Origin of the sequence: Mucilaginibacter defluvii (assembly GCF_039543225.1) — a bacterium.
Classification (GTDB): Bacteria; Bacteroidota; Bacteroidia; order Sphingobacteriales; family Sphingobacteriaceae; genus Mucilaginibacter; species Mucilaginibacter defluvii.
The window spans coordinates 2,205,365-2,228,292 of sequence record NZ_BAABJI010000002.1; the positions used below are offsets into that span (position 1 = coordinate 2,205,365).

The following is a 22,928-nucleotide window of genomic DNA, read 5'->3' on the forward strand; positions in this document are numbered from 1 at the left end:
CTCAAATTCTATGCAAGCAGATAAGCAAAATGATTGGGGCAGCCCCATAAAATACCTTACCCTGAAAGAGATCGGCGACCCGGTAACTGCCATGGACGCATTCTTCGACGATGACTGGTTGCCCGACCAATTGGCTCGCTTAGCGTCATGGCGGGAGGCTATATTCAGTAAGACCTATTATACTGACAGGAACGGCAATCCCGGCAGCCTGTTAAGTTTTCACGAATCAAATATCAGTCTGATCGAAGCGGCATGGGTGCTGTGGAAACGTGGCGAAAATGTTGGAGTGATAACCGCAGACCTTATTCCAGGTGAGCGTGACATATGGCGGGATTATCCACAAAACCTGAGCGACGCGGAACTATGTGACCCGTTTTCGGTTATCGGCCACATCTTTAGCAAATACAGCCTGCCGGACTACCGGGTTCAGCTATATGAATGGCTGGAACATGGTTTATCATGTATTAGCGGCGAAGGTTGGGTCGTTACAGGTGATTTCATCGCCATTTTCGAGAACCTGCAAAAACTGTATTCGGCGTCATGGCTGATCTATCAGCGCAGCAAGGTGGTGCCACACCTAAAGGATAAGAAGGATCACAATGTAACTGCCGAACAGATTAACGCTATAATTGTTGAGCAGCCGAACGGGATAGCTACAGAGCAGGCTAACGAAATAGCAAAAGAACACCCGAGCGAAATATCGCTATATCGTTTGAACACTGTAATCCCAACCATCTGTAACGATGTACTTAGAGACTTAGTTAGCGTTATTCAGAACAAGGTGCCCACAGTGCAAGCCATTATCTATCTTGGCGTGAGGCCGGATTCGGCTGATAAGCTATTCCTGTTGGTGTTGACTTCGGACGATGAACAGCGGCAGGCACAGCACCTCAATAGTATCATCGAACAAAGTTGTGAAGCAATTGCTAAGGTGACCGTGTTAGTCCATTACGCAGGCGCTTTTAAAACTGCCGTGGCGAAAGGTAATTTTTTCTTTTGTCAGGTATTATCCTGCCCTGTAATCTATTTATCGGGCGGGTTGCTTGCCAGTGCATAGCATTGCCGATTGCTTTTCTGACGGCTTTAAACACGCAGAATACTGGAATCGCTGGTATCAGCAAGGTAAAGAGTTTTACAATACCGCTGATTGGTGCCTTAAACAAAAATCAACTAATGCAGCGCTGTTTCTGCTGCACCAATCAGCAGAATGTTTATTGGTCGCTATCATCCGGGTTGTGCTTGGCTACGAGATCAATAATCATAACCTATCACGACTGCTCGCTATCACGGAGATGTTCACTACGGATTTTACTGGCGTATTTAATCTTGAAGATGCGAAGGACGAGGAGCTGTTTCAGGTGTTAAAGAATGCTTATATCGATGTGCGGTATAGGGACAACTATGCCGCCAACAATGCGAAGGCAGCAGCGGTAAAAACGAAAGTATATCAGCTTATTGAACTGACTAAGCGCATTTATAATAAATTCCTGTTGACAGCCGATCTGTAGCATACATGGCTTGAACTATTATTAGTTCGCGGTTCCGGCAAGCTACGGCTCTCCAGCGCATACGCGCAGGCCAGCCGTAGCCAGCCTCGCCGCCTTTGCAGTAATACGTTTCGTACCTCTCGTATAACTGCTTTGTCAGTTACATAGTTATACCGTTCTGTGATAACAGGCCTTACTGATTTGCGGTTATAGCGATATTGTCCGGCTGTTCCATGGTTTACATAACTGTTTTATGTGACATTCTCTATAACCTACGGTAATATCTTACCACTAAACCTGCTACCTATTCTTGCTCCTGTTTTGTACTGTTGTGTTTGACGGTATCCTATCGCGGACACAAAATTAGCTCCGCAGGAAAAATAGTCAAGGGCATGTGAATGGCGATTGAGTTGCATCTAAATTCGCCACCCTTGACAGTTTATCCTGCTTGCTCTCCCGGTTGTTTAAGCGATGAGAATACCATACTATGAGCCCTTCAGGGCGTAAAGGCGATACTTAGTGCGCGTGGTATTTCCTTTCGATGATGGGCTTTGCTATCTGCTGGCAAGAACGGCAAGCGTTCGACTCCAGCGGCGGCAGGTACCGCGCAGTACCCGCCCGTTATCGTCGGGCGGTGCGTTTCATCGTTTGCAAGCGGTTTGTCGGCCCGATCAGACGGAACGTGTTTAAGGATTAATTAATGAAGTTTGAATCGTGCGAAAAGAGGAATGTAACAACAGAGCAGGCTATCAAGCTGCTTAGAGAACAAGGTTACGAAGTAACAGAAGAACAAGCTACACAGATATTGGACTTCCTGTACTTTTTAGGCAAGCTGAGTGTCGATCAATATTTTAAAAACAAGCAACAAGAAACAACGAAGGAGCAAACAAATGAAACAAGCTGATCTATATGTTAGAGTAAGTACCGATGAGCAAGCCGATAAAGGTTACTCAATCCGCAGCCAGGAAGAAGTATTGCGTAAATATTGCAGCATACAGCAGATAACCGTTATAAACGTTATTTACGAGGATTACTCCGCAAAAACTTTTAACCGTCCTGCATGGTCAAAAATGCTCGCTGCTTATAAAAAAGAAAAAAGGCGCACCGCCGACTTACTGCTGTTCACTAAATGGGATAGGTTTAGCCGCAACGCCGGTGATGCCTATCAAATGATTAACGTTCTGAGAAAGGTGGGTATCGAACCGCAAGCAGTTGAACAACCGCTTGACTTATCTATCCCGGAAAACAAAATGATGCTTGCTTTTTATCTTGCAGCGCCTGAAGTCGAAAATGACCGAAGGGCGCTAAATACCTTCTACGGTATGCGCCGTGCACGTAAGGAAGGCCGATACCTCACTACAGCTCCGTATGGTTATGTCAACCGCACCTTAGATGGGAAAAAGAGTATCATACCAAGGGAGCCGCAAGCATCAATAGTCAAGTGGGCTTTCGAGGAAATGGCAAAAGGAATACACCACGTTGACAGCATAAGGCAAAAGCTGGTTAGCGAAGACTTTCAGTGCAGTAAGAGCCATTTTTATCATTTGTTGAGGAACTATACCTATTGTGGTAAAATTGTCGTTCCTGCTTACCGTGACGAACCTAGGCGGTTGGTCGATGGGCAGCATGAGGCTATAATATCGGAAAGGCTTTTTCAACAGGTGCAGGATGTACTCGATGGCAGGCAGCGCATCCAACTCGTTAAAATGACGACAGTTGATAGCTTGCCATTGCGCGGCTTCCTGATTTGCCCGTCATGCGGTAAACTACTAACTGGCAGCGGCTCGAAAGGGCGCAACAATTATTACTATTATTATCATTGCGAAAGCAGTTGTGGTGTAAGATACAAAGCTCAGGATGTGAATAGTTCTTTTGTTACAGAGTTACAGCGTTACGTGCCAAGGCAGGGTGTTGCGGAAGTGTTCAGATTGGTCGTAAAAGACTTATTTACCCAGCAAAACGGTTCGCAGTCCGGGGAGCGGAAGGAATTGCTTGCCAAAATACAATTGGAGAATGACAGGCTTACTAAGGCGCGAAGGCTGTTGCTTGATGATGCAATAGACACCGTAGATTACAAATCCATCAAAGATGAATGCGAGAGGAAATTGTTGACATTGGAAAGTAAACTAACAGATTTCAGCAAACCGGCGTATGACCTTGAGGAGTGTCTTGACAAGGCTTTAATTGCCTTAAAATCGCTACAAGTCCGTTATTTAGAGGGAGATACATCAAAGAAGCGGCAATTGATTGGTTCGATGTACCCTGAAAAACTGTGTTTTGACGGAAATGAATATCGAACCGCTAAAGTCAACGAGGCAGCTCGCTTAATCTATTTGATAAACAGCAAGTTAGATGAAACAAAAAAGCGGACAAAACTTGATTTCTCAAGCTTGTCCGCTTCGGTAGCGGGAACAGGACTCGAACCTATGACCTTCGGGTTATGAGCCCGACGAGCTACCAACTGCTCCATCCCGCACTATTTTGTTTTTGGTATCATACATAACGGGCATAACTCCGTAATGTTTTCTGATTTGAAAATTAAGGCCTTAAGTGGTTAATACTTAAGGCCTCTAATTTTTAGGTAGCGGGAACAGGACTCGAACCTATGACCTTCGGGTTATGAGCCCGACGAGCTACCAACTGCTCCATCCCGCACTATTGTGCTTATTTTCTTTTTCGCCATAACCCCGAAAAAGCCTTTTCAATACCTAAATCAAAATTAAGATTTGTTTTGAATTGGACTGCAAAGATATAATTCGTTTCTTTGCAGTCCAAAAATATTTTAAAAAAGTTTTTATGAGTCACAGGGCAGGTTTTGTTAGCATTATAGGTAAACCCAACGCAGGTAAATCAACGCTGATGAACCACCTCGTTGGCGAAAAAATGTCTATCATCACCCCAAAGGCGCAAACCACACGCCATCGTATTTTGGGTATTGTTAATACGGATGATTACCAGATCGTGTTTTCAGACACGCCGGGTATTATTAAACCGCATTACGCCCTGCACGAAAGCATGATGCACCAGGTAGAAGGATCTATAGTAGACGCCGACCTGATACTCCTGGTTACTGATATTAATGAGAAACACGATGAGGATGATGTGGTTAGAAAACTGCAGGGATCATTGGCGCCACTGGCTGTATTAATCAATAAAATCGATCAGTCCGACGCCGAAGTTGTTAAACAAAAGGTTGAATACTGGCAGCAAAAACTTAACCCTAAAGCCGTTTTCGCTATATCAGCCCTGCATGAGCATAACCTGAAGGCCATTATGGATTTCATATTAGAGCACCTGCCCGAGCATCCGCCCTATTACGAAAAAGATGCATTGACTGACCGTAACGACCGTTTTTTCGCATCCGAAATGATACGCGCCCAGGTATTTAAACAATATAAAAAGGAAATACCATACAGCACCGAAGTAATTGTAACGGCATTTGTTGAGGGCGAAACACTCCACCGCATCAGTGCCGAAATTATTGTGGAACGCGATTCTCAAAAGAATATCCTGATCGGCAAAAACGGTGAAATGCTGAAGATAGTAGGCAAATATGCCCGCCTGGATATGGAAGAATTTTTTCAGCGCAAGGTATTCCTGGAAATGTTTGTAAAGGTTATACCCGACTGGCGCAGCAAAAAGAACTATTTAAAGAAATTTGGATACGAATAAATAATTAAGATTTGAGATGTTAGATATGAGATTTTAGATTATTGATCTTTAAGCTCTCAAAATCAACATCTGCAATTAAATAAGGGATTTAGCTATTAGTTTGAGATAAGATATTGTTTAACTTATTTTGTCTCAAATCTCATATCTCAAATCTATAATCTAAAAACAGAATGAGTAATATAGTAGCTATAGTAGGCAGGCCCAACGTTGGCAAGTCAACCCTTTATAACCGTTTAACAGAAACCCGTAAGGCTATTGTTGACGATTTTAGCGGCGTTACGCGCGACAGGCACTACGGTGTAGCTGAGTGGACCGACCGCACGTTCACCGTGATTGATACCGGTGGCTATGTAGCCCGGTCAGAAGACGTATTTGAAGCCGCCATACGCGAGCAGGTGGTAATAGCCATTGAAGAGGCTACCGTAATTATTTTTATGGTTGATGTTACCACCGGCGTAACCGACCTTGACGACGAGATCGCAACCTTGTTACGCAAAGGCAATAAACCTGTATTTGTGGTTGTTAACAAGGTAGATAACACCATGCTACAGTCGGACGCGACGATATTTTACAGTCTTGGCCTGGGCGAGATCTACAACATTTCATCCATGACGGGATCAGGCACCGGCGAACTGCTGGACGAAGTAATTAAACACTTTGACGACGAACTGCCGGAAGAAAACAGCTTGCCGAGATATGCCATAGTTGGCCGTCCTAACGTGGGTAAATCATCCATCATTAATGCCTTGCTTGGCGAACAACGCAATATAGTTACACCGATAGCCGGCACCACCCGCGATTCGATACACATCCGCTATAACCAGTACGGGCACGATTTTATGCTGATAGACACCGCCGGTTTGCGTAAAAAAACCAAGGTTAAGGAGAACATTGAATTTTACTCGGTAATGCGTACCATCAAAGCCCTTGAAGAGGCTGATGTGGTGATCCTGATGGTTGATGCCGTTGAGGGTTTGGAAGCCCAGGACATCAATATTTTCCACCTGGCCGAAAAGAACAAGAAAGGCATCGTCATCGTGGTAAATAAATGGGATTTGATTGAGAAGAACAGCAAAACCGTTAAGGTATTTGAGGAGCAGATCAAGCAAAAAATAGCGCCGTTTACCGATGTGCCCATCATTTTCACTTCTGTTACCGAAAAACAACGCGTACTTAAGGTGATTGATGTAGCTAATAAGGTTTATGAAAACAGGGCCCGCAAAATATCAACCTCAAAACTGAATGATGTGATGCTGCCGATAATCGAAAATTTCCCGCCGCCTTCAATTAAGGGTAAGTATGTAAAAATTAAATATGCTACGCAGATTAACGGCGTGTCGCCTATGTTCGCATTCTTTTGCAACCTGCCGCAGTATGTAAAGGAACCATACTACAGGTTTATTGAAAACAAACTGCGCGAAAACTTTGATTTCTCTGGCGCACCGGTACAGGTATGGTTCAGGCAGAAATAAACATTTTATGTTCGTATAAAAACAAAGGCGCTCAATAAGCGCCTTTTCTGTTTTATATTGTCTAACTATCTTATATCTTCTCTATCAAACAAACAGCGTAAGCTACCACCCCTTCTTCACGGCCAATAAAGCCCAGTTGCTCGTTAGTTGTCGCTTTTATTGATATATCATCCTCGCTGATACCTGCAGCTTCGGCTATGTTTTTTTGCATGGCCGGTATGTGCGGGTTTATTTTGGGTGCCTCTAAACATACCATGGCATCTATATTACCTATTGCCCAGCCTTTGTCCGCCAGTAATTTAACCACGTGCTGCAGCAGTATCAGGCTGCTGATGCCTTTCCAGCGGTCGTCTTTGTTAGAAAAATGAAACCCGATATCGCGCAGGTTGGCTGCGCCCAACAGTGCATCGCAAATGGCGTGCAGCATCACATCGGCATCAGAGTGCCCGTAAGCGCCTGCATGATGATCTAACTTTACTCCACCCAAAACAAACGGATGTTGCTCACGCAGCTGGTGAACATCAAACCCGAAACCTACTTTAATTTTAGCCACAATTATTTTTTGCCGCCAAAGTTAGCAGATAATGTGAAACGCAGCGTATTTGCCAGCGCGCTGTTTTGCTGGTTTGCCGCGAGGTATGAGAAATCAAACGTAAAATCCTGGTACTTGAACCCCACCCCCATTGAAAGGTATTTACGGCCCCCCTTTGAGGCAGCTTCATAAAAGTAACCCGTGCGCAAAGCGAACTGTTTATTGTACCAATACTCTAAAGCCGGCGATACGGTGATCTCTTTAATCTCCTCGCTAAAGCCACCGGGCGCATCCGTAAACGATTGAAAGATACCAGCCGGCACCGATACGTCGTCGCCATTATTAACGCTGCCGTCCGGATTTACGGTAGTTGTTGGCACCAGCAATTTGTTCACATCAAAAGCAAAGGTAAGTTCGTTGGTTTCATCTAAATACCAGGTATTGGCTATGCCCAGCTTCATGTTGGTGGGTAGAAAGTAGCGCGGGCCGTTATCGGTATAGCCTATTTTGGTACCAATGTTGGATATGTTAGCCCCGAACGCGAACAAGGCATCCTTGCCAAATTGCTGTGTGGGATTTTTATAATACATAGAAACACCCGCAGCCACCGCGTTAGCCGCACGCGAAGTTTGCCCCGAGCCTGACACGAATGAAACATTTGACAGGTTGGAGCGAATGTAGCTCAGGGTTAAGCCTAATGAAAGGTTATCGCCGAACTTACGCGCGAATGATCCGTCAATAGCAAACTCGTTAGGCGTGTACAATCCCTGGTTAGTGCCGCTTTCATCAGCTAAAGATATAGCGCCCAGGTTAAAATAACGCAGAGAAGCACCGATGCTATTCCGGTCGTCCAGTTTGTGCGCGTAGCTTAGGTAAGACAAGCTTACATCAGGCACCAGGCGGCGTAGCCAGGGGCTGTATGATAATGAAACCGTGTGGTTTTCCTCTAAAAAAGCAAGTTTTGACGGGTTCCAGTAGGTGGCATTAGCATCGGGCGATAAAGCAACGCCGGCATCACCCATAGCGCCTGAACGCGAGTCGGGCGTAATGTTCAGAAACGGCACCTCCGTGCGGATGGCTGAGCCTGTACTACCATTTAAATTGGTTTGCGCATACGCCATTCCTGGCAACAAAAGTGCTGCGTAAACCGATGCTCTGAATAAACTAAGCTTCATTTAGCTGGGTGGGTGATTGTTAATTGTCAAATATATAAATTTTGATGCCGGGGGTATCATCAAAAAACAAACAAATGATAATACGTAATAGCTTTAAATAGGTTGTAACTAAATTGGCCTTATTTACGTTAAAAAAGCGGGAAACAAAACCAACTTCATTATTGTATTAGATGGTGAAGTTGTTACTTTTACCACTTGATAATTGCTTAAAATAACATGAAGATAACTTTTACAAGAACTGCTTTGGCGTTACTAATGTTGGGTGTGGCCGTGGCAGGCTGCTCAAAAAAACAGCGGTCGCAAAAAACAGGCCTTGTTTATAACGACAGATCCAACGGCGGTTATATGCGTTTCAGGCAAACCCACCCAAGCCCCGGCCCCGGGCTGGTGCCTATTGAGGGTGGTACGTTTGTAATGGGCGGCAGTGCCGATCAGGACGTGATGTTTGATAATAATAACACCAGGCGCCGGGTTACAGTACCATCTTTTTATATGGACGAAACTGAGGTATCTAACCAGGATTGGCTGGATTACCTGCACTGGATAAATATCACTTTCCCTGACGATCGGGAGCTTTATTACAATGCAACGCCAGATACACTGGTTTGGCGCAGGCCACTATCATACAACGAACCTTATGTTGATAACTACCTAAGGCACCCGGCTTTTCAGGATTATCCGGTTGTAGGTGTTACCTGGGAGCAGGCACAGGATTACTGTGCATGGCGTACCGACCGTACAAACGAAAATATTTTACGCGAACGCGGCTATTTGGCTAATTGGAAAGACAATGCCGCCCGTAAAGGTAAAGAGCCTTTTAACACCGATATTTATACTAACAACCAATACCGTGGCCCGGGCATAGATGGTAAAAAAATGATGCCCGACCTAAATCCGAACGCGCAGGGAACAAAAGCAGTACGCCCGGTACGTATGGAAGATGGTATACTAAAACAGGGCTATCGTTTACCATCTGAAGCGGAGTGGGAATACGCCGCGCTTTCGCTTGCAGGTAACACCGAATTTGAAAACATAAATGATGGTAAAGTTTACCCATGGAATGGCCTCGGCGTCCGTTCTCCCAAAAAAGCTACCCGTGGCTTAATGCTGGCTAACTTTAAACGTGGTAACGGCGATAACGCCGGTGTTGGTGGTTACCTGAATGATAAGGCTGACATTACCGCGCCGGTACGTTCATACGAACCCAATGATTTTGGTTTATACAACATGGCGGGCAACGTAAACGAATGGGTGGCGGATACTTATCGCCAAATGTCATTTGAAGACGTGGAGGATTTTAACCCTTTCCGTGGTAACGAGTTTACCAACAAACGTATGGCCGATCCGACAAAGGGTGTTTATGCTAAGGATAAATACGGCAGGCCGATAAAGGACCCGGCGAAATCAAACCGCAAAATGAAATACAGCGAGTTTATCGCCTTGCAACAAGGCGGTAATGCGCAAAACAGTACAGGCGACGCACAGGCACCTGCCGCAACCGATAGCACGGGCGTTACAGCTACCGCTACGCCAAGCTCCATAGCGGGCAAACCCTACACAAACGACTATCGCGATTATATAGATACCGTTGATGCTGCCTTATATGGCACTACTACATTGGTAAGCAACCGCTCAAAGGTTTACAAAGGCGGCTCGTGGAACGATATGGCCTACTGGTTAAACCCAGCAACCCGCCGCTTTATGGATCAGGACAATTCGAGCGCCGAAGTTGGCTTCCGCTGCGCCATGACGATGGTTGGCGCGCCTGAGATCAATCCGCAAGGCAAACCACACATCAGGGTTAAAAAACCAAAAAATTCGAGATAATATCTTGAAGAGATAAAACAGAAAAGCCGCGAGTAATTGCGGCTTTCTCTGTTTTATGAAACCTAAATTTCTTTATACGAGTATTGGTTAACATTCGTTACTTGTCCTCAATTTCTTCTGAGTGATCAAAAGAAACAAAAATCACCGGCTGTTTAATTTTCTTATAACGTTAGTATTTTTTTTAGTGCTACCCGAAAATTAAAAGGCCGGAAACTCGAATATGAGAGATTTCTACTTTAAGTATTAATCACTCTGAGTAGTATGATAGAGAGGTTTCTTAATACGGTTTGAAATGGCAACCTTTATAATTGTAACGTAGCGGTATCTACTTAGTGAAGGCATACTGCACCAGGTTAGCGCCCATTTTAAGCGCTTTCAGGCGCGTTTCCTGGCTATCGCCGGGGTACGTTCCATAATCCTCCCAGCCGTTGCCTAAATCGCTTTCGTAGGAGTAAAAACACACAAGTTTGCCTTTGTAGATCAGGCCGAATGCCTGCGGTCTTTTATTGTCGTGTTCATGTACCTTAGGCAAGCCGTTAGGCAGTTCATATTTCTGGTGAAATACCGGGTGATTTAAGGGCAACTCTACAAAATCCAGCTCGGGGAAAACCTTTTTCATTTGCGGACGGATAAATTTGTCAAGCCCGTAATTATCATCAATATGCAAAAAGCCGCCGCCGGTTAAATATTTGCGCATGTTTTGTGCTTCCTGTGCCGAAAAGATCACGTTGCCGTGCCCGGTCAGGAATACGAAGGGGTAATCAAACAATTGCGCACTACCTACTTCTACAATTTCCTCTTCAGCCTGAAAATTGGTTTTAAGATTTGTGTTGCAAAATTTGATGAGGTTTTGCAAAGCTGTACGGTCGCCATACCAATCGCCGCCACCGTTATACTTTACACGCCCTATTTTATAAGTAGGCGCGTTAAAAGCTGCAAGCAATGCCACACCACTTATAACACCCAACCATAGCAATCCCTTTTTCATAGTCGGTTCAAAAAGTTCACCTCAAAGCAGGCTTCTAAAGCAGCCGTCTCGGTACGCAGGCGGCTCTCACCTAAAGTTATGGCTTTATAACCGGCATTTAAAGCGGCAACCACCTCGTTTTCGGTAAAGTCACCTTCCGGGCCAATCAGGATGGTGTTTTTACTACCGGTTTCAAGTACCGACTTAAGCGACGCTTTAGCGCCGGGGTTACAGTGCGCAATAAAACCATGTCCGCTTAATCCAGCGGAGATGAATTTAGCAAAAGGAATGGGCTCATTTAAAACCGGGTGATAGGCTTTGATGGATTGCTTTACTGCTGAAGTAATGATGCGGTTAAGCCGGTCAACCCGTGCTTCTTTACGCTCGGAGCGCTGGCAGATGATGAGCGATATTTCATCAATTCCTATTTCTGTGGCTTTCTCAAGGAACCATTCCAGCCGCTCAATATTCTTTGTGGGAGCTACCGCGATATGCAGGTAATGATTGCGCTGCTGGTATTTTTCGTTTACCGAAACTATATCCAGTATGGTACGCTTAGGGTGTGCATCCTTAATACGGGCTACATAAAACCCGCCCCGGCCATCAATCAACTGTATCTCATCGCCAACGTTAAGACGTAGCACACGTGCGCAATGCTTGCTTTCCTCTTCGTTTAAAAAGTATTGCTTTACCGAAGGCTGAATATCGGGTGTATAGAACAGATGCATAGACGCAAATTAATGCAAATCTACGGTATCTTCATCATTTATCAGCAGTTCAAGCTTTACCGACTCAATGTTCTGGTCGGATTTTTTGAGTACGGTGATGTTATAGCCATTCGCTTCTTTCTGTTCGCCCACATCCGGTATTTTACCAAACAAGTCGCCCAGCCAGCCTGAAACCGTATCATAATCGCCGTCCTCAGGCAAATCATGCGGCAAGTGTTCGTTAACATCGTATATAGAAGCAAGGGCATTTACAATAAATTCCCGTTCGTTCACTTCCTCAACTATAGGTTTTTCTTCGTCGTACTCGTCCTGTATCTCTCCTACCAGCTCCTCTACGATGTCCTCAAGTGTAACCATACCGGCGGTACCGCCAAACTCGTCGAGCACAATGGCTATTTGCATACGCTTTTGCTGCAGCTCGGCCATCAGATCATTGATCTTCTTGGTTTCCGGAACAAAGTATGGCTTACGTATAATTTCCTTAAGGTTGATATCCTCACCCTTCACCAGCAAGGGCAATATATCTTTGGTGTGAACAATGCCCACAATCTTGTCAATCACTTCCTCGTACACCGGCATGCGTGAGTAACCTTCTTCAATAAGGGTTTCGAGTAGTTCCTGACGATCTGTCTCAATATCGATACCTGATATTTTGGTACGGGGCACCATGATGTTCTTAACCACACGCTCGTTAAACTCGAACACATTCTGGATCAGCTCATGCTCATTACTATCCAAGGCGCCTGACTCCTTGCCTTGTTCAAGCAGGTATTGTAATTCTTCAGAGCTGTGATGGCTTTCGCCATGTACTGTTATAATACCTAACAAACGCAGTATAAAATTAGCGAAGCCATTAAGCAGCCATATCAATGGCCTGAAGAAAACGTAAAAAAATCTTAACGGCCATGATATAGCCATTACCGTGCGAACCGATTTTTGTATTGCTAACGATTTGGGCGCAAGTTCACCAAAAACTATATGCAATATTGTAATTATAGCAAAAGCAGCTACATGGCTCGAATTAATGATCCAGGATGAAGTAATGGTGAAGCCTAACCACGAAAAGAGGTTTAACATTACAGCCGTCATTACTGATTCACCGGCCCAGCCTAAACCTAAAGAAGCTAAGGTAATACCTAACTGTGTGGCTGCTAAGTAACCATCGAGATTGTGCATAATGCCACGGGCTACTTTTGCCGCCTGGCTGCCTGACTTAGCTTTTATTTCAATTTGTGAACCACGGACTCTTACCATTGCAAATTCTGCTGCAACAAAAAATCCGTTTAACAATACCAGGAAAAAGGTAAAGATTATTTTAAAACCGCTAATTTCAAGTTCGAGTCCGGGGTCCATGTATTAATTATTGGTAAACAGGAAAGGTACTCTGGTAAAGCTCAATGCTTTCCGTTATTACCTTATGTGCATAACTTACGCCAAGCCATTTTTCGATGGTTACGTTTTTGCCTTCAAGGGTTTTGTAATCCTGGAAGAAACGAACGATCTCTTTCATAGTATGCGGCGGCAGTTCAGAAATATCGTTGATGTAGTTTACCGACATATCGTTAGCGGCAACGGCTATGATCTTGTCATCCTGCTCGCCATTATCAACCATGTGCATTACACCGATAACTTTAGCCTCGATGATCGACATCGGGTAAACGTCAACAGAGCAAATTACCAATATATCCAGCGGATCTTTATCATCACAATAAGTTTGTGGAATAAAGCCGTAATTAGCAGGGTACATTACTGATGAAAACAGTACACGGTCAAGCTTTAACAAACCTGAATCTTTATCTATTTCGTATTTCGCTTTCGAGCCTTTTGGTATCTCGATGATCGCGCTTACTACTTCCGGAACATTTTTACCAGCTGATACCTGGTGCCATGGGTGTTGAGTACTCATTTATTCTTGTATATCTTTATTATCAATTTCGTTTTCTTTAACGCTTTTACCGCTAATAAGTTTCTTTTTCACGAAAGCAAATATCAGGGGGGCCGTTGTTATTACCAGGAATGCTAAAATAACATACTGCAAATAATTTTCTATTTCAGGATAATTCCTGCCTAAAAAATAACCTGCCAATGTAAGTGTGCTCACCCATAAAACGCTGCCCGTTATATTGTATAGGGTGAACTGTTTAAAACTTACCTTAACAACTCCTGCAAAGATAGGCGCAAAAGTTCTGATTATCGGAAAAAATCTGCCTAAAATAAGCGCAGTACCGCCATATTTATGATAAAAATCCTCGGCAACCTTTACATAACGCTTTTTAAAGAACCATGAATCCTTGCGTTTGTACAATAAAGGCCCCGTTCGGTAGCCAAACCAGTAGCCTACGTAGTTGCCTAAAATACCCGCAATTGCCAATGATAAAACCAGCATGCTGATATCAACAGGTAACTTACCCGCCGCGCAAAATATACCTGCCATAAACAACAGGTAATCGCCGGGCAGAAAGAAACCGAAGAACAGGCCCGTTTCGGCAAAAACCACTACAAGTAAAACGTAAAAGCCAAAACCGATTATGGTATTGGCATCAGTTAAACTTTGCAGGTTATCCCAAATGTTTTCCATGCGGTTAGGCCATAAAACTACAAATAATTATCTGAAGTTGTGACGGCCTGTTTTGTTATCAAATCAGATCAGATATCAACGCCGGATAAACCCCTATCACGATAGTGATTACCGCAGATAAGCCCAAAACAAAGGTATAGTAAGCCGGTACGGCTACCTCGCTCCTGTCGGTTGTACGGAAATACATCGCTATAATAACCCTGAAATAATAGAAGATACTGATTATGGCGTTAACAACCGCAAGCACCACCAGCCATATCTGGTATTTATTCAATGCTTCAGAAAACATAAAAAATTTACCGATGAAGCCCGCGGTTAAAGGAATACCTGCCAATGATAACATGGCTACGGTTAGCGTAAACGCCAAAAACGGATTTTTTGAGGCCAGCCCGTTAAAGCTGTCAAAACTATCTGAACCGCTTTGGCGGTGCACCAGTATTAACGCGGCGAAAGCGATGATTGAGGCTACCGAGTAAGCCGACGCGTAAACAAATACGGAGCTTGCAGACGCCGAGCCCAATGCTACGATAGCAAACAGCAGGTAACCGGCATGCGAGATGCTGGAAAATGCCAGCATACGCTTAAAGCTCTGCTGATAAAGGGCAGTTATATTGCCTATAAATAGTGTAAGAATAGTGATACCCAATAACACTGGCGTCCAAAAATCAGACAGGGTGGCGAAGCATGCAGAAAACAAACGCAGGAATGCGGCGAACCCGGCTGTTTTCACCACGGTCGACATAAAGGTGGTAATCAGCGTAGGTGCGCCTTCGTATACGTCCGGAGTCCAGAAATGAAAAGGCGCGGCACCCACCTTGAAGCACATACCTACTATAACCAGCAACAGGCCGGTATAAAACAGCGGACTGATCTGTCTCGGGTTTTCAATAACATAATTGCGGATCGCTTCCAGGTTGAATGAACCTGAAGCGCCGTAGATCAACGTTATACCAAACAACAGGAAACCGGTTGAAAAGGCTCCCATCAGGAAATATTTTAAAGCTGCCTCGTTGGATGCAAAGTCGTTTTTACGGATACCTGCCAGAATATATAAACTTACGGACATGATCTCGATACCGATAAACAGCATCACCATATTGTGGAATGATACCATTACGATGATACCTGCCAAAGCAAATAATATAATAGCGTAATACTCTGCCACGTGGCTGCTAATCTTTTCAAAGTAACCTTTTGAAAGCAGTAAAATCAATATTGTGGAAAGTATGGTGATCCCAGAGAAGGCAACAGCGAACCTGTCAAACAACATCATGCCCGAAAATATAGGCTGAGCGTTAGTATTCCATTCGGCCGCTGCTGTGCAAAAAGCCGAAAGCAGTACTAACACCGTTACCGGTAATATTACATTGTTCGCCTTGAAAAGTCCTAAGTATAAAACCACAAGGGCTAAAACAGATATTATTATTAAGGTGGTCATCTTATAATTTGAAACTCTAAATTCTAAATTACTTACTCGTCATTGCCGATACTTTCTGACTAATATCGGCAAGCAGGGTGTTAACTGCTGCTTCGGATATGTGTAATAATGGTTGCGGATATACGCCCAACACAATGATGAGCGTACATATAATTCCTAAAACCAGTTTTTCGGTACCTGTAATATCCGTAAACAGGGCAGTCAATTCATTGGTTTCGCCATGCATTACCTGCTTGTACATGCGCAGCATATACACCGCTCCGAATATGATGGTCAAGCCAGCAACAGCAGCTATCCATATATTGTAATTAAATACCGCCTTTAACAATAAAAACTCACCGATAAAACCATTGGTTAATGGCAGGGCAACTGTTCCGAGGGTGATAATCAAAAATGCTATAGCAAACTGAGGCGCCACCTTGGCAATGCCGCCCATCAAACTGATATCGCGCGTGTTTAACCTGCGGCTGATGATGTCCCACACAAAGAACAACCCGACTACGTTAACACCGTGGTTTATCATTTGGATCAATGCGCCTTGCATACCCTGGGTATTGTATGCAAAGATGCCCGCCGCTATTAGACCAACGTGTGCTATTGATGAATATGCCACCAGGCGTTTACCATCTTTTTGATTAAACGCAATCAGCGAGGCATAAACAATACCGATCACCGCTAATATGATCACGATGTTCTGCCATATTAAAAAGCCTACTGGCACGTTAGGCAGCAACCAGCGGATAACGCCGTATATACCCATTTTTAACATAATACCCGAAAGCAACATAGTGCCGGCTGATGGCGATACGGTATAGGTATCAGGCTGCCAGGTATGGAATGGGAATACCGGCATTTTGATTGCAAAAGCAATAAAGAACGCCCAGAATAACCAGGCCTGCTGCAGGTTAGTTAAACCCATACTGGTTAAATTGCTCAGCTCGTATGTTTTTGCCGGACTGTGCATGTACAAATAGATAAGGCCTAACAGCATGAACAGCGAACCCGCGAAGGTGTAAATAAAGAACTTGATAGTGATACGAATGCGGTTTTCGCCGCCCCACAAACCGCAGATAAAGTAGATGGGTATCAATGCCGCTTCCCAGCCCACATAAAATAAAAAGCCGTTAAGCGCAGTGAATACTGTTAACATACCAGCTTGCATAAACAGGATAAGCGCATAAAAAGCACCTGCGTTTTTATATTGATGCTGATACGTAGTGAGTATAATAAGCGGAACAAGTACGGTGGTGAGTAACACCATAATCATGCTAATGCCATCAATACCTGCCGTAAAATAAATACCAAATTTAGGTAACCAGGGATAGCTAACGCTGAACTGTACAGAAGCATCAGGCACAAAACGGGTTAAAAGCAATAACGCTACAGCCAGCTCGGCAACAGCAAAAAATAACGCCACATGCTTGGCCGCGCCATTTTTAATAAAGGCGGTAATTACAGCGGCAATTACAGGTAAAAAAAGTAGAATACTAACCGTCATTTTATCAACTTAACGCTTGCGTTTTTTAATTAATTAAGGTGTAACCGTATAGCAGCACTGCCACAATACCTATAACCATCATAAATATATAGAAACCTACATTGCCCGTTTGCAACAGGCGCAGGCCTTTACTTGCTTCAACTGAGCCTTTGCCGAGGCCGTTTACCAGGCCATCAATACCCAGCAGATCAACAACCTTGTAAAAGAATACCGAAAGAGCATCCAATGGACGGCGAACCAGGAAGTCATATAACTCATCAACATAGAATTTATGGTATGACAGTTTTGCCAGCACATGGCGTTCCTCGTTATCAGCAACCGGAACATGCTTACCGCTTAAATACTTAGTATACGCATACAGCAATGCAATTAAAGCCGCACCAACTGACACCCCCATCAAGATATACTCGATGTTGTGCGACAGATGATGCGCCTCGCCGGTAAGTTTTGCTGATGGCTCAAAAACCGGTGCCAGAAATGCGCCCAGTTCATGGTGACCGCCCAATACTTCAGGCACGCCGATAAACCCACCTACTATTGAAAGGATAGCTAATACTATAAGCGGGATGGTCATGGTAGCGGGTGACTCATGCAAATGGTGCTCCTGTTCATGCGTGCCGCGGAATTTTCCGTAGAACGTAAGAAACATCATACGGAACATATAGAATGAGGTTAACCCTGCAGTGATAACGCCTAAAACATATAATGTGGTGCTATGCTCAAAAGCATGCGCCAGTATTTCGTCCTTTGAAAAGAAACCCGCGAACGGCGGTATACCCGCTATAGCGATAGTACCAATAAGCATGGTGTAAAACGTAACCGGTAGTTTCCCGCGCAATCCGCCCATTTTACGCATATCCTGCTCGTTGCTCATGCCGTGGATAACCGAACCGGCACCAAGGAACAACAATGCTTTGAAGAAAGCGTGCGTTAACACGTGGAAAAAAGCACCGGTATAAGCACCAACGCCTAAACCTAAAAACATATAACCCAATTGCGATACGGTTGAATAAGCCAGTACCTTTTTTATATCGGTTTGTGTAAGGGCTATAAGCGCGGCGAATGCAGCGGTTGCCATACCAACAATAGAGATGACTTCTAAAGTCACCGGCGCCAGCGTAAACAAAATATTTGAGCGGGCTATCATATAGATACCTGCAGTAACCATTGTCGCGGCGTGAATCAGCGCCGATACTGGGGTTGGACCGGCCATCGCGTCTGGCAGCCAGGTAAATAAGGGTATTTGTGCCGATTTGCCGGTAGCGCCTACAAACAGCAGCAACGTAATTAGTAGAATGGTACTATCACCCGACTGCATGGCAGCAGCCTTGCTGAATACATCCGCGAAGCTGATGCTGCCAAACGTATTGAATATCAGGAACACTGCGATTAGGAAACCCAAATCGCCAATGCGGTTCATTACAAACGCTTTTTTAGCGGCATCGGCATAGCTTGGGTTATTGAACCAGAAACCGATCAGTAGGTATGAGCACAAGCCCACGCCTTCCCAGCCGATAAACATAACCAAGTAGTTGGAGCCCATTACCAGCAACAGCATAAAAAACACGAATAAGTTTAAGTAAGCGAAAAACTTACCAAAGCCTTTATCATGGTGCATATAGCCGATAGAATATAAATGGATCAAAAAGCCTACACCCGTGATGATGAGCAGCATAATGGCGCTCAATTGGTCGATCAGAAAAGCGAACGATACATTCAGGTTGCCTACCGTGAACCAATTGTACAGTTCCACATTAATAGGTACACCTGATGACTTGATCTGGAAAAAGGTAGTCACGCTTAACCCAAATGATACCAGCACCAACAGGCTGCCGATAGCGCCGATTAAATTTTTAGGCAAAGCATTACGCCCAAGCCCGTTTATAACAAAACCGGCTAACGGTAGTAAAGGAATAAGCCAGATGTATTTGTCCATGTTTAAGTGTATCTCTTAACTGTCATTTGTGGAGTTCGCTTATCCGGAGATTGCTTCGTACCTCGCAATGACGTATATCTTAGTTCAATTATATTTATTCTAATACTAACCTCGTATCTCCTCCCCTTTAGGGGAGGCCGGGAGGGGCTATTACCATTTCAGCCTGTTCAGCACATTAATATCCAGTGAGTTGGTGTTACGGTAGATCATTACGATGATGGCCAGCCCGATAGCTACCTCGGCAGCGGCCAGCGCCATAATAAAAAATACGAACACCTGCCCTGCAGCATCACCCCGGTACACCGAGAATGCGGTAAGCAGCAGGTTAACCGCGTTAAGCATCAGCTCAACCGACATAAAAATGATGATGGCATTGCGGCGCAGTAATACGCCAATTACCCCTATGGTAAATATGATGGCGCTTAACAAAATATAATGGTTAAGCGGCACTGATTGTATAGCGTTAGTAAAGCTTTCCATCAGATTGTTTTAGGTTGTTTATCCTTGGTTGCCAACAGAACAGCGCCCACCATTGCTGACAGCAGCAGTAGCGACGATACCTCGAACGGCAATAAAAACTCATTAAACAGCACCTTGCCCAGGTTTTTTACCAAACCGAGGTCAGGGTTTTGCAGTACTACCGGCTGAGACACCGCCATTGTTTTTAGCGATGCCACAACGGTTACCAGCAGGCAGCCGCCGCCAAACACGGCCGCTATTTTTACGATGTTTGATTTCATGGGCTCATTATCCTTGTTCAGGTTCATGAGCATGAGCGTGTACAGGAAAAGTACCAGTATGGCCCCCATGTAAACAATAAAATTCACAATGGCCAAAAATTGCGCGTTCAACAAAATGTAATGTACAGTGAACGTAAAAAAGGTTAATACCAGGTATAATATACTGTGCACGGGGTTACGTGCTGTAATAACCAGTATCGCAAAAAATATGGACAGGAATGCGATGAAGTAAAATGTACTCATGTTTAGTATTGAAAAACACCTTGCCCGCCGTAATCCGCAGGCTAAGGTATAAAACTTCTTTTTATTGGTTTAAGGGCGCTTCCACTAATTTATCCTTACCATAAATAAAATCCTTGCGCAGGTAATCGGCCGGTACAATATCACCATCCAGGTAGATAGCTTCTTTAGGGCAGGCCTCCTCGCATAATCCGCAAAAAATACAGCGCAGCATATTGATCTCGTAAACGGCAGCGTACTTTTCTTCACGATAAAGGTTCTCCTCACCTTTCTGGCGTTCGGCAGCCGTCATGGTGATAGCCTCTGCCGGGCATGATAGCGCGCACAAACCACAGGCTGTACAACGCTCACGACCATCCTCATCACGCTTTAGCGAGTGCATACCCCTGAAGTTTTCAGAGAACTCACGTTTTTGCTCCGGGTATTTGATGGTCACCGGTTTCTTAAAAAAGTGCTTCATCGTAATTGCCAGCCCTTTAAAAATAGCAGGCAAATAAGCGCGCTCCCAAATATTGAGCGGCTTTACTTCAAGTACTTTTTTTCTATTGCTTAATGATTCCATTTATACAAACTCCACATTAATTTAAAAGCGTAACAACAATACCTGTTATCACAATATTGGCAATGGCCAACGGTATCAGGGTTTTCCAGCCCAGGTTCATCAATTGATCGTAACGGAAACGCGGGATGGTCCAGCGAATCCACATGAAGAAGAAGATGAACGCGAATATTTTAGCAAACAGCACGATCACACCAATAATGGCGATCCAGTTGGCCGACAGGCCCAGGCTATCCATAAACGGAAAATTGTAACCGCCAAAATAAAGTGTAGCCATTACTGCTGACGAAACGAACATGTTGATGTATTCGGCAAATAGGTAAAAGCCCAGTTTCATGGATGAATATTCGGTATGATAACCACCTACCAGCTCCGTTTCGCATTCCGGTAAGTCAAATGGGGTACGGTTAGTTTCGGCAAAAGCACATACGATGAAGATCATGAAACCCAGCGGCTGCTTAAAAAAGTTCCAGGTAAACCAGCCACCCTCCCAGGGTAAACCACCTTGCCAAAAGCTATGTTGCTGCTCCGCGATCTCGCGTAGGCTTAACGAGCCGGTTACCAGTAATAGGGCGATAATAGAAAGCCCCATTGAAATTTCGTAGCTGATATTTTGTGATGCCGCACGGATAGCGCCCAGCAGTGAGTATTTATTATTTGATGCCCAGCCACCTATCATGATGCCGTAAACACCTAATGATACCACACCAAAAATGTACAGGATGCCCACGTTAATATCAGTAACCTGCAGATCAATTATCGTTGAACCGATGGTAAGCTTTTGCCCCCATGGAATAACCGCCGAACCAATACAGGCCGTTAATATTGCTAGCGATGGCCCTACGATAAACAGTAATCCGCTTGCCCTTGTGGGGATGATCTCCTCCTTTAAAAACATTTTGGCACCATCAGCCAGTGGTTGTAACATACCGAACGGACCGGCACGGTTAGGGCCCACCCGATCCTGAAAAAAGGCGGCTATTTTACGCTCGGCATAAGTAGAGTACATGGCTACCACCAGGCTGATAGCAAATACAATTACGATTAGTATAAACTTTACTATAATGTCTGTCAATTCCATTTACAGGCGTGTTTCGCGTTCAAATTGTTCTTTATTGGCTTCCTGCAACAGCGGGTTAGTTTTTACCACCGGCAGCGGCTTCATGGTTTCGTAATGGTTAGCGCTAATCACTGATTTATGCGATACCTTGCGTGGGCCTTCTATTGTCCAGTCGGCTGTTTTCTTTTTATCAAAACGGCAGGTGTTGCAAATAAATTCCTCTACCTCACCATAAACATCTTTACGGCCTGTTACCCTGATCACGTCCTCACCTTTGTACCAAAGCGTTACCTTTCCACAGCATTTATCGCAATCGCGGTGTGCTTCAACCGGCTTGGTAAACCATACCCTATTTTTGAAACGGAAGGTTTTATCGGTTAACGCGCCTACCGGGCACACATCAATCACGTTTCCTGAAAAATCGTTATCAACCGCTTTTTGTATATAGGTAGATATTTCAGAGTGATCGCCACGGTTAAGTATACCGTGCAGGCGGGTATTGGTAATCTGGTCAGCCGTGAACACGCAGCGGTAGCAAAGTATGCAGCGCGTCATGTGCAATTGTATCTTATCGCCAATGTCAATCTTTTCAAACGTACGGCGGTCAAACTCGTAACGGGTTTTTGCGGCGCCATGCTCATAACCCAGATCCTGCAGGTGGCATTCTCCGGCCTGGTCGCACACCGGGCAATCCAGCGGGTGGTTGATCAGCAGCATCTCTACTACGCCTTTACGCGCTTCAATAACCTCAGGCGAAGTAATGTTTTGCACCTCCATGCCATCCATTACCGTGGTACGGCATGATGCTACCAGCTTGGGCATAGGGCGTGGGTCTTTTTCAGAGCCTTTGCTTACCTTAACCAAACAGGTACGGCATTTACCGCCGCTGCCCTCAAGCTTTGAGTAATAACACATAGCAGGCGGAACAATATCGCCACCTATCTGCCTCGCGGCATTCAGGATGCTTGTTCCGGGTTCTACGTCAACAGTGATTCCGTCTATCGTTACTTTCATTTTTA

At 44.6% G+C, this 22,928-nt stretch carries 22 protein-coding genes and 2 tRNA genes; 7 read left to right on the forward strand and 17 right to left on the reverse strand.

Translation table 11 applies throughout. The features are described from left to right. Positions 1–10: 10 nt before the first annotated feature. The 4 genes from ABD960_RS16030 (at position 11) to ABD960_RS16045 (ending at position 3,931) form a co-directional block, all read left to right on the forward strand. A complete protein-coding gene (locus ABD960_RS16030) occupies positions 11–1,057 on the forward strand; it encodes a hypothetical protein (RefSeq protein ID WP_345332362.1) in 1,047 nt (348 codons plus the stop codon). Next, on the forward strand, positions 1,050–1,508 hold the full coding sequence (locus ABD960_RS16035; RefSeq protein WP_345332364.1) for a HEPN domain-containing protein: 459 nt from the start codon (positions 1,050–1,052) through the stop codon (positions 1,506–1,508). Before ABD960_RS16030 ends, ABD960_RS16035 begins: the two co-directional genes overlap by 8 nt. Positions 1,509–2,187: 679 nt before the next feature. Beyond that, positions 2,188–2,391: a hypothetical protein gene (locus ABD960_RS16040; RefSeq protein WP_345332367.1), complete on the forward strand. Its 204-nt coding sequence runs from the start codon at positions 2,188–2,190 to the stop codon at positions 2,389–2,391. Further along, positions 2,378–3,931: a recombinase family protein gene (locus ABD960_RS16045; RefSeq protein ID WP_345332853.1), complete on the forward strand. Its 1,554-nt coding sequence runs from the start codon at positions 2,378–2,380 to the stop codon at positions 3,929–3,931. The genes ABD960_RS16040 and ABD960_RS16045 overlap by 14 nt, the downstream gene beginning before the upstream one ends. On the opposite strand, the gene ABD960_RS16050 is transcribed toward ABD960_RS16045, so the two are convergent. Together ABD960_RS16050 and ABD960_RS16055 are read right to left on the reverse strand one after the other, a co-directional pair. Next, positions 3,891–3,963, reverse strand: a tRNA-Met gene (locus ABD960_RS16050). The genes ABD960_RS16045 and ABD960_RS16050 overlap by 41 nt on opposite strands. Before the next feature lie 106 nt (positions 3,964–4,069). Further along, a tRNA-Met gene (locus ABD960_RS16055) sits at positions 4,070–4,142 on the reverse strand. A gap of 141 nt (positions 4,143–4,283) precedes the next feature. Between ABD960_RS16055 and era the strand changes: the two genes are divergently transcribed. Then, positions 4,284–5,159 (forward strand): GTPase Era, encoded by an 876-nt coding sequence (gene era / locus ABD960_RS16060; protein WP_345332369.1) that lies wholly within the window; start codon positions 4,284–4,286, stop codon positions 5,157–5,159. A gap of 170 nt (positions 5,160–5,329) precedes the next feature. Next, positions 5,330–6,631 (forward strand): ribosome biogenesis GTPase Der, encoded by a 1,302-nt coding sequence (der, locus tag ABD960_RS16065; RefSeq protein WP_345332371.1) that lies wholly within the window; start codon positions 5,330–5,332, stop codon positions 6,629–6,631. 70 nt (positions 6,632–6,701) lie between these two features. Here der and ispF read toward each other — a convergent pair whose 3' ends face one another. Then, positions 6,702–7,184 carry a 2-C-methyl-D-erythritol 2,4-cyclodiphosphate synthase gene (gene ispF / locus ABD960_RS16070; protein ID WP_345332374.1) on the reverse strand — a complete coding sequence of 161 codons (483 nt, stop codon included), beginning with the start codon at positions 7,182–7,184 and terminating at the stop codon, positions 6,702–6,704. 2 nt (positions 7,185–7,186) lie between these two features. Then, entirely contained in the window at positions 7,187–8,338 is a 1,152-nt protein-coding gene (gene porV, locus ABD960_RS16075; protein WP_345332377.1) for a type IX secretion system outer membrane channel protein PorV, read from the reverse strand. A 216-nt stretch (positions 8,339–8,554) separates the two neighbouring features. Between porV and ABD960_RS16080 the strand changes: the two genes are divergently transcribed. Then, entirely contained in the window at positions 8,555–10,165 is a 1,611-nt protein-coding gene (locus ABD960_RS16080; RefSeq protein WP_345332379.1) for an SUMF1/EgtB/PvdO family nonheme iron enzyme, read from the forward strand. 325 nt (positions 10,166–10,490) lie between these two features. On the opposite strand, the gene ABD960_RS16085 is transcribed toward ABD960_RS16080, so the two are convergent. The 13 genes from ABD960_RS16085 to ABD960_RS16145 form a co-directional block, all read right to left on the reverse strand. Continuing rightward, on the reverse strand, positions 10,491–11,153 hold the full coding sequence (locus tag ABD960_RS16085; protein ID WP_345332382.1) for a DUF4159 domain-containing protein: 663 nt from the start codon (positions 11,151–11,153) through the stop codon (positions 10,491–10,493). Next, positions 11,150–11,860, reverse strand: a complete 711-nt coding sequence (locus tag ABD960_RS16090) for a 16S rRNA (uracil(1498)-N(3))-methyltransferase (RefSeq protein WP_345332385.1) — start codon at positions 11,858–11,860, stop codon at positions 11,150–11,152. The genes ABD960_RS16085 and ABD960_RS16090 overlap by 4 nt, the downstream gene beginning before the upstream one ends. Positions 11,861–11,869: 9 nt before the next feature. Then, entirely contained in the window at positions 11,870–13,213 is a 1,344-nt protein-coding gene (locus tag ABD960_RS16095; protein ID WP_345332388.1) for a hemolysin family protein, read from the reverse strand. 7 nt (positions 13,214–13,220) lie between these two features. Then, positions 13,221–13,766 carry an inorganic diphosphatase gene (locus ABD960_RS16100; RefSeq protein WP_232177332.1) on the reverse strand — a complete coding sequence of 182 codons (546 nt, stop codon included), beginning with the start codon at positions 13,764–13,766 and terminating at the stop codon, positions 13,221–13,223. Then, on the reverse strand, positions 13,767–14,438 hold the full coding sequence (locus ABD960_RS16105) for a DedA family protein (RefSeq protein WP_345332394.1): 672 nt from the start codon (positions 14,436–14,438) through the stop codon (positions 13,767–13,769). 58 nt (positions 14,439–14,496) lie between these two features. Beyond that, the gene (locus tag ABD960_RS16110) at positions 14,497–15,876 is read right to left on the reverse strand and encodes an NADH-quinone oxidoreductase subunit N (RefSeq protein WP_345332397.1); all 1,380 of its coding nucleotides are present in this window, start codon (positions 15,874–15,876) and stop codon (positions 14,497–14,499) included. A 28-nt stretch (positions 15,877–15,904) separates the two neighbouring features. Beyond that, entirely contained in the window at positions 15,905–17,374 is a 1,470-nt protein-coding gene (locus tag ABD960_RS16115; RefSeq protein ID WP_345332400.1) for a complex I subunit 4 family protein, read from the reverse strand. Positions 17,375–17,399: 25 nt separating this feature from the next. Next, a complete protein-coding gene (nuoL, locus tag ABD960_RS16120; RefSeq protein ID WP_345332404.1) occupies positions 17,400–19,310 on the reverse strand; it encodes an NADH-quinone oxidoreductase subunit L in 1,911 nt (636 codons plus the stop codon). Positions 19,311–19,460: 150 nt separating this feature from the next. Further along, positions 19,461–19,790, reverse strand: a complete 330-nt coding sequence (nuoK, locus tag ABD960_RS16125; RefSeq protein WP_232177342.1) for an NADH-quinone oxidoreductase subunit NuoK — start codon at positions 19,788–19,790, stop codon at positions 19,461–19,463. After that, on the reverse strand, positions 19,790–20,293 hold the full coding sequence (locus ABD960_RS16130; protein WP_345332409.1) for an NADH-quinone oxidoreductase subunit J family protein: 504 nt from the start codon (positions 20,291–20,293) through the stop codon (positions 19,790–19,792). Before ABD960_RS16130 ends, nuoK begins: the two co-directional genes overlap by 1 nt. Positions 20,294–20,354: 61 nt before the next feature. Beyond that, positions 20,355–20,852: a NuoI/complex I 23 kDa subunit family protein gene (locus ABD960_RS16135; RefSeq protein ID WP_345332413.1), complete on the reverse strand. Its 498-nt coding sequence runs from the start codon at positions 20,850–20,852 to the stop codon at positions 20,355–20,357. A 16-nt stretch (positions 20,853–20,868) separates the two neighbouring features. Continuing rightward, positions 20,869–21,930 (reverse strand): NADH-quinone oxidoreductase subunit NuoH, encoded by a 1,062-nt coding sequence (gene nuoH / locus ABD960_RS16140; RefSeq protein WP_345332416.1) that lies wholly within the window; start codon positions 21,928–21,930, stop codon positions 20,869–20,871. Beyond that, positions 21,931–22,923: an NADH-quinone oxidoreductase subunit G gene (locus ABD960_RS16145; RefSeq protein WP_228950839.1), complete on the reverse strand. Its 993-nt coding sequence runs from the start codon at positions 22,921–22,923 to the stop codon at positions 21,931–21,933. It lies immediately after the preceding gene. Positions 22,924–22,928 lie beyond the last annotated feature (5 nt).

Bases quoted from the DNA above. Each gene is read 5' to 3' on its own strand.
- ABD960_RS16030 (WP_345332362.1), top strand. From the start codon at position 11: ATGCAAGCAGATAAGCAAAATGATTGGGGCAGCCCCATAAAATACCTT.
- ABD960_RS16040 (WP_345332367.1), top strand. From the start codon at position 2,188: ATGAAGTTTGAATCGTGCGAAAAGAGGAATGTAACAACAGAGCAGGCT.
- ABD960_RS16045 (WP_345332853.1), top strand. From the start codon at position 2,378: ATGAAACAAGCTGATCTATATGTTAGAGTAAGTACCGATGAGCAAGCC.
- era (WP_345332369.1), top strand. From the start codon at position 4,284: ATGAGTCACAGGGCAGGTTTTGTTAGCATTATAGGTAAACCCAACGCA.
- der (WP_345332371.1), top strand. From the start codon at position 5,330: ATGAGTAATATAGTAGCTATAGTAGGCAGGCCCAACGTTGGCAAGTCA.
- porV (WP_345332377.1), bottom strand. From the start codon at position 8,338: ATGAAGCTTAGTTTATTCAGAGCATCGGTTTACGCAGCACTTTTGTTG.
- ABD960_RS16080 (WP_345332379.1), top strand. From the start codon at position 8,555: ATGAAGATAACTTTTACAAGAACTGCTTTGGCGTTACTAATGTTGGGT.
- ABD960_RS16085 (WP_345332382.1), bottom strand. From the start codon at position 11,153: ATGAAAAAGGGATTGCTATGGTTGGGTGTTATAAGTGGTGTGGCATTG.
- ABD960_RS16090 (WP_345332385.1), bottom strand. From the start codon at position 11,860: ATGCATCTGTTCTATACACCCGATATTCAGCCTTCGGTAAAGCAATAC.
- ABD960_RS16095 (WP_345332388.1), bottom strand. From the start codon at position 13,213: ATGGACCCCGGACTCGAACTTGAAATTAGCGGTTTTAAAATAATCTTT.
- ABD960_RS16100 (WP_232177332.1), bottom strand. From the start codon at position 13,766: ATGAGTACTCAACACCCATGGCACCAGGTATCAGCTGGTAAAAATGTT.
- ABD960_RS16105 (WP_345332394.1), bottom strand. From the start codon at position 14,438: ATGGAAAACATTTGGGATAACCTGCAAAGTTTAACTGATGCCAATACC.
- ABD960_RS16110 (WP_345332397.1), bottom strand. From the start codon at position 15,876: ATGACCACCTTAATAATAATATCTGTTTTAGCCCTTGTGGTTTTATAC.
- ABD960_RS16115 (WP_345332400.1), bottom strand. From the start codon at position 17,374: ATGACGGTTAGTATTCTACTTTTTTTACCTGTAATTGCCGCTGTAATT.
- nuoL (WP_345332404.1), bottom strand. From the start codon at position 19,310: ATGGACAAATACATCTGGCTTATTCCTTTACTACCGTTAGCCGGTTTT.
- nuoK (WP_232177342.1), bottom strand. From the start codon at position 19,790: ATGGAAAGCTTTACTAACGCTATACAATCAGTGCCGCTTAACCATTAT.
- ABD960_RS16130 (WP_345332409.1), bottom strand. From the start codon at position 20,293: ATGAGTACATTTTACTTCATCGCATTCCTGTCCATATTTTTTGCGATA.
- ABD960_RS16135 (WP_345332413.1), bottom strand. From the start codon at position 20,852: ATGGAATCATTAAGCAATAGAAAAAAAGTACTTGAAGTAAAGCCGCTC.
- nuoH (WP_345332416.1), bottom strand. From the start codon at position 21,930: ATGGAATTGACAGACATTATAGTAAAGTTTATACTAATCGTAATTGTA.
- ABD960_RS16145 (WP_228950839.1), bottom strand. From the start codon at position 22,923: ATGAAAGTAACGATAGACGGAATCACTGTTGACGTAGAACCCGGAACA.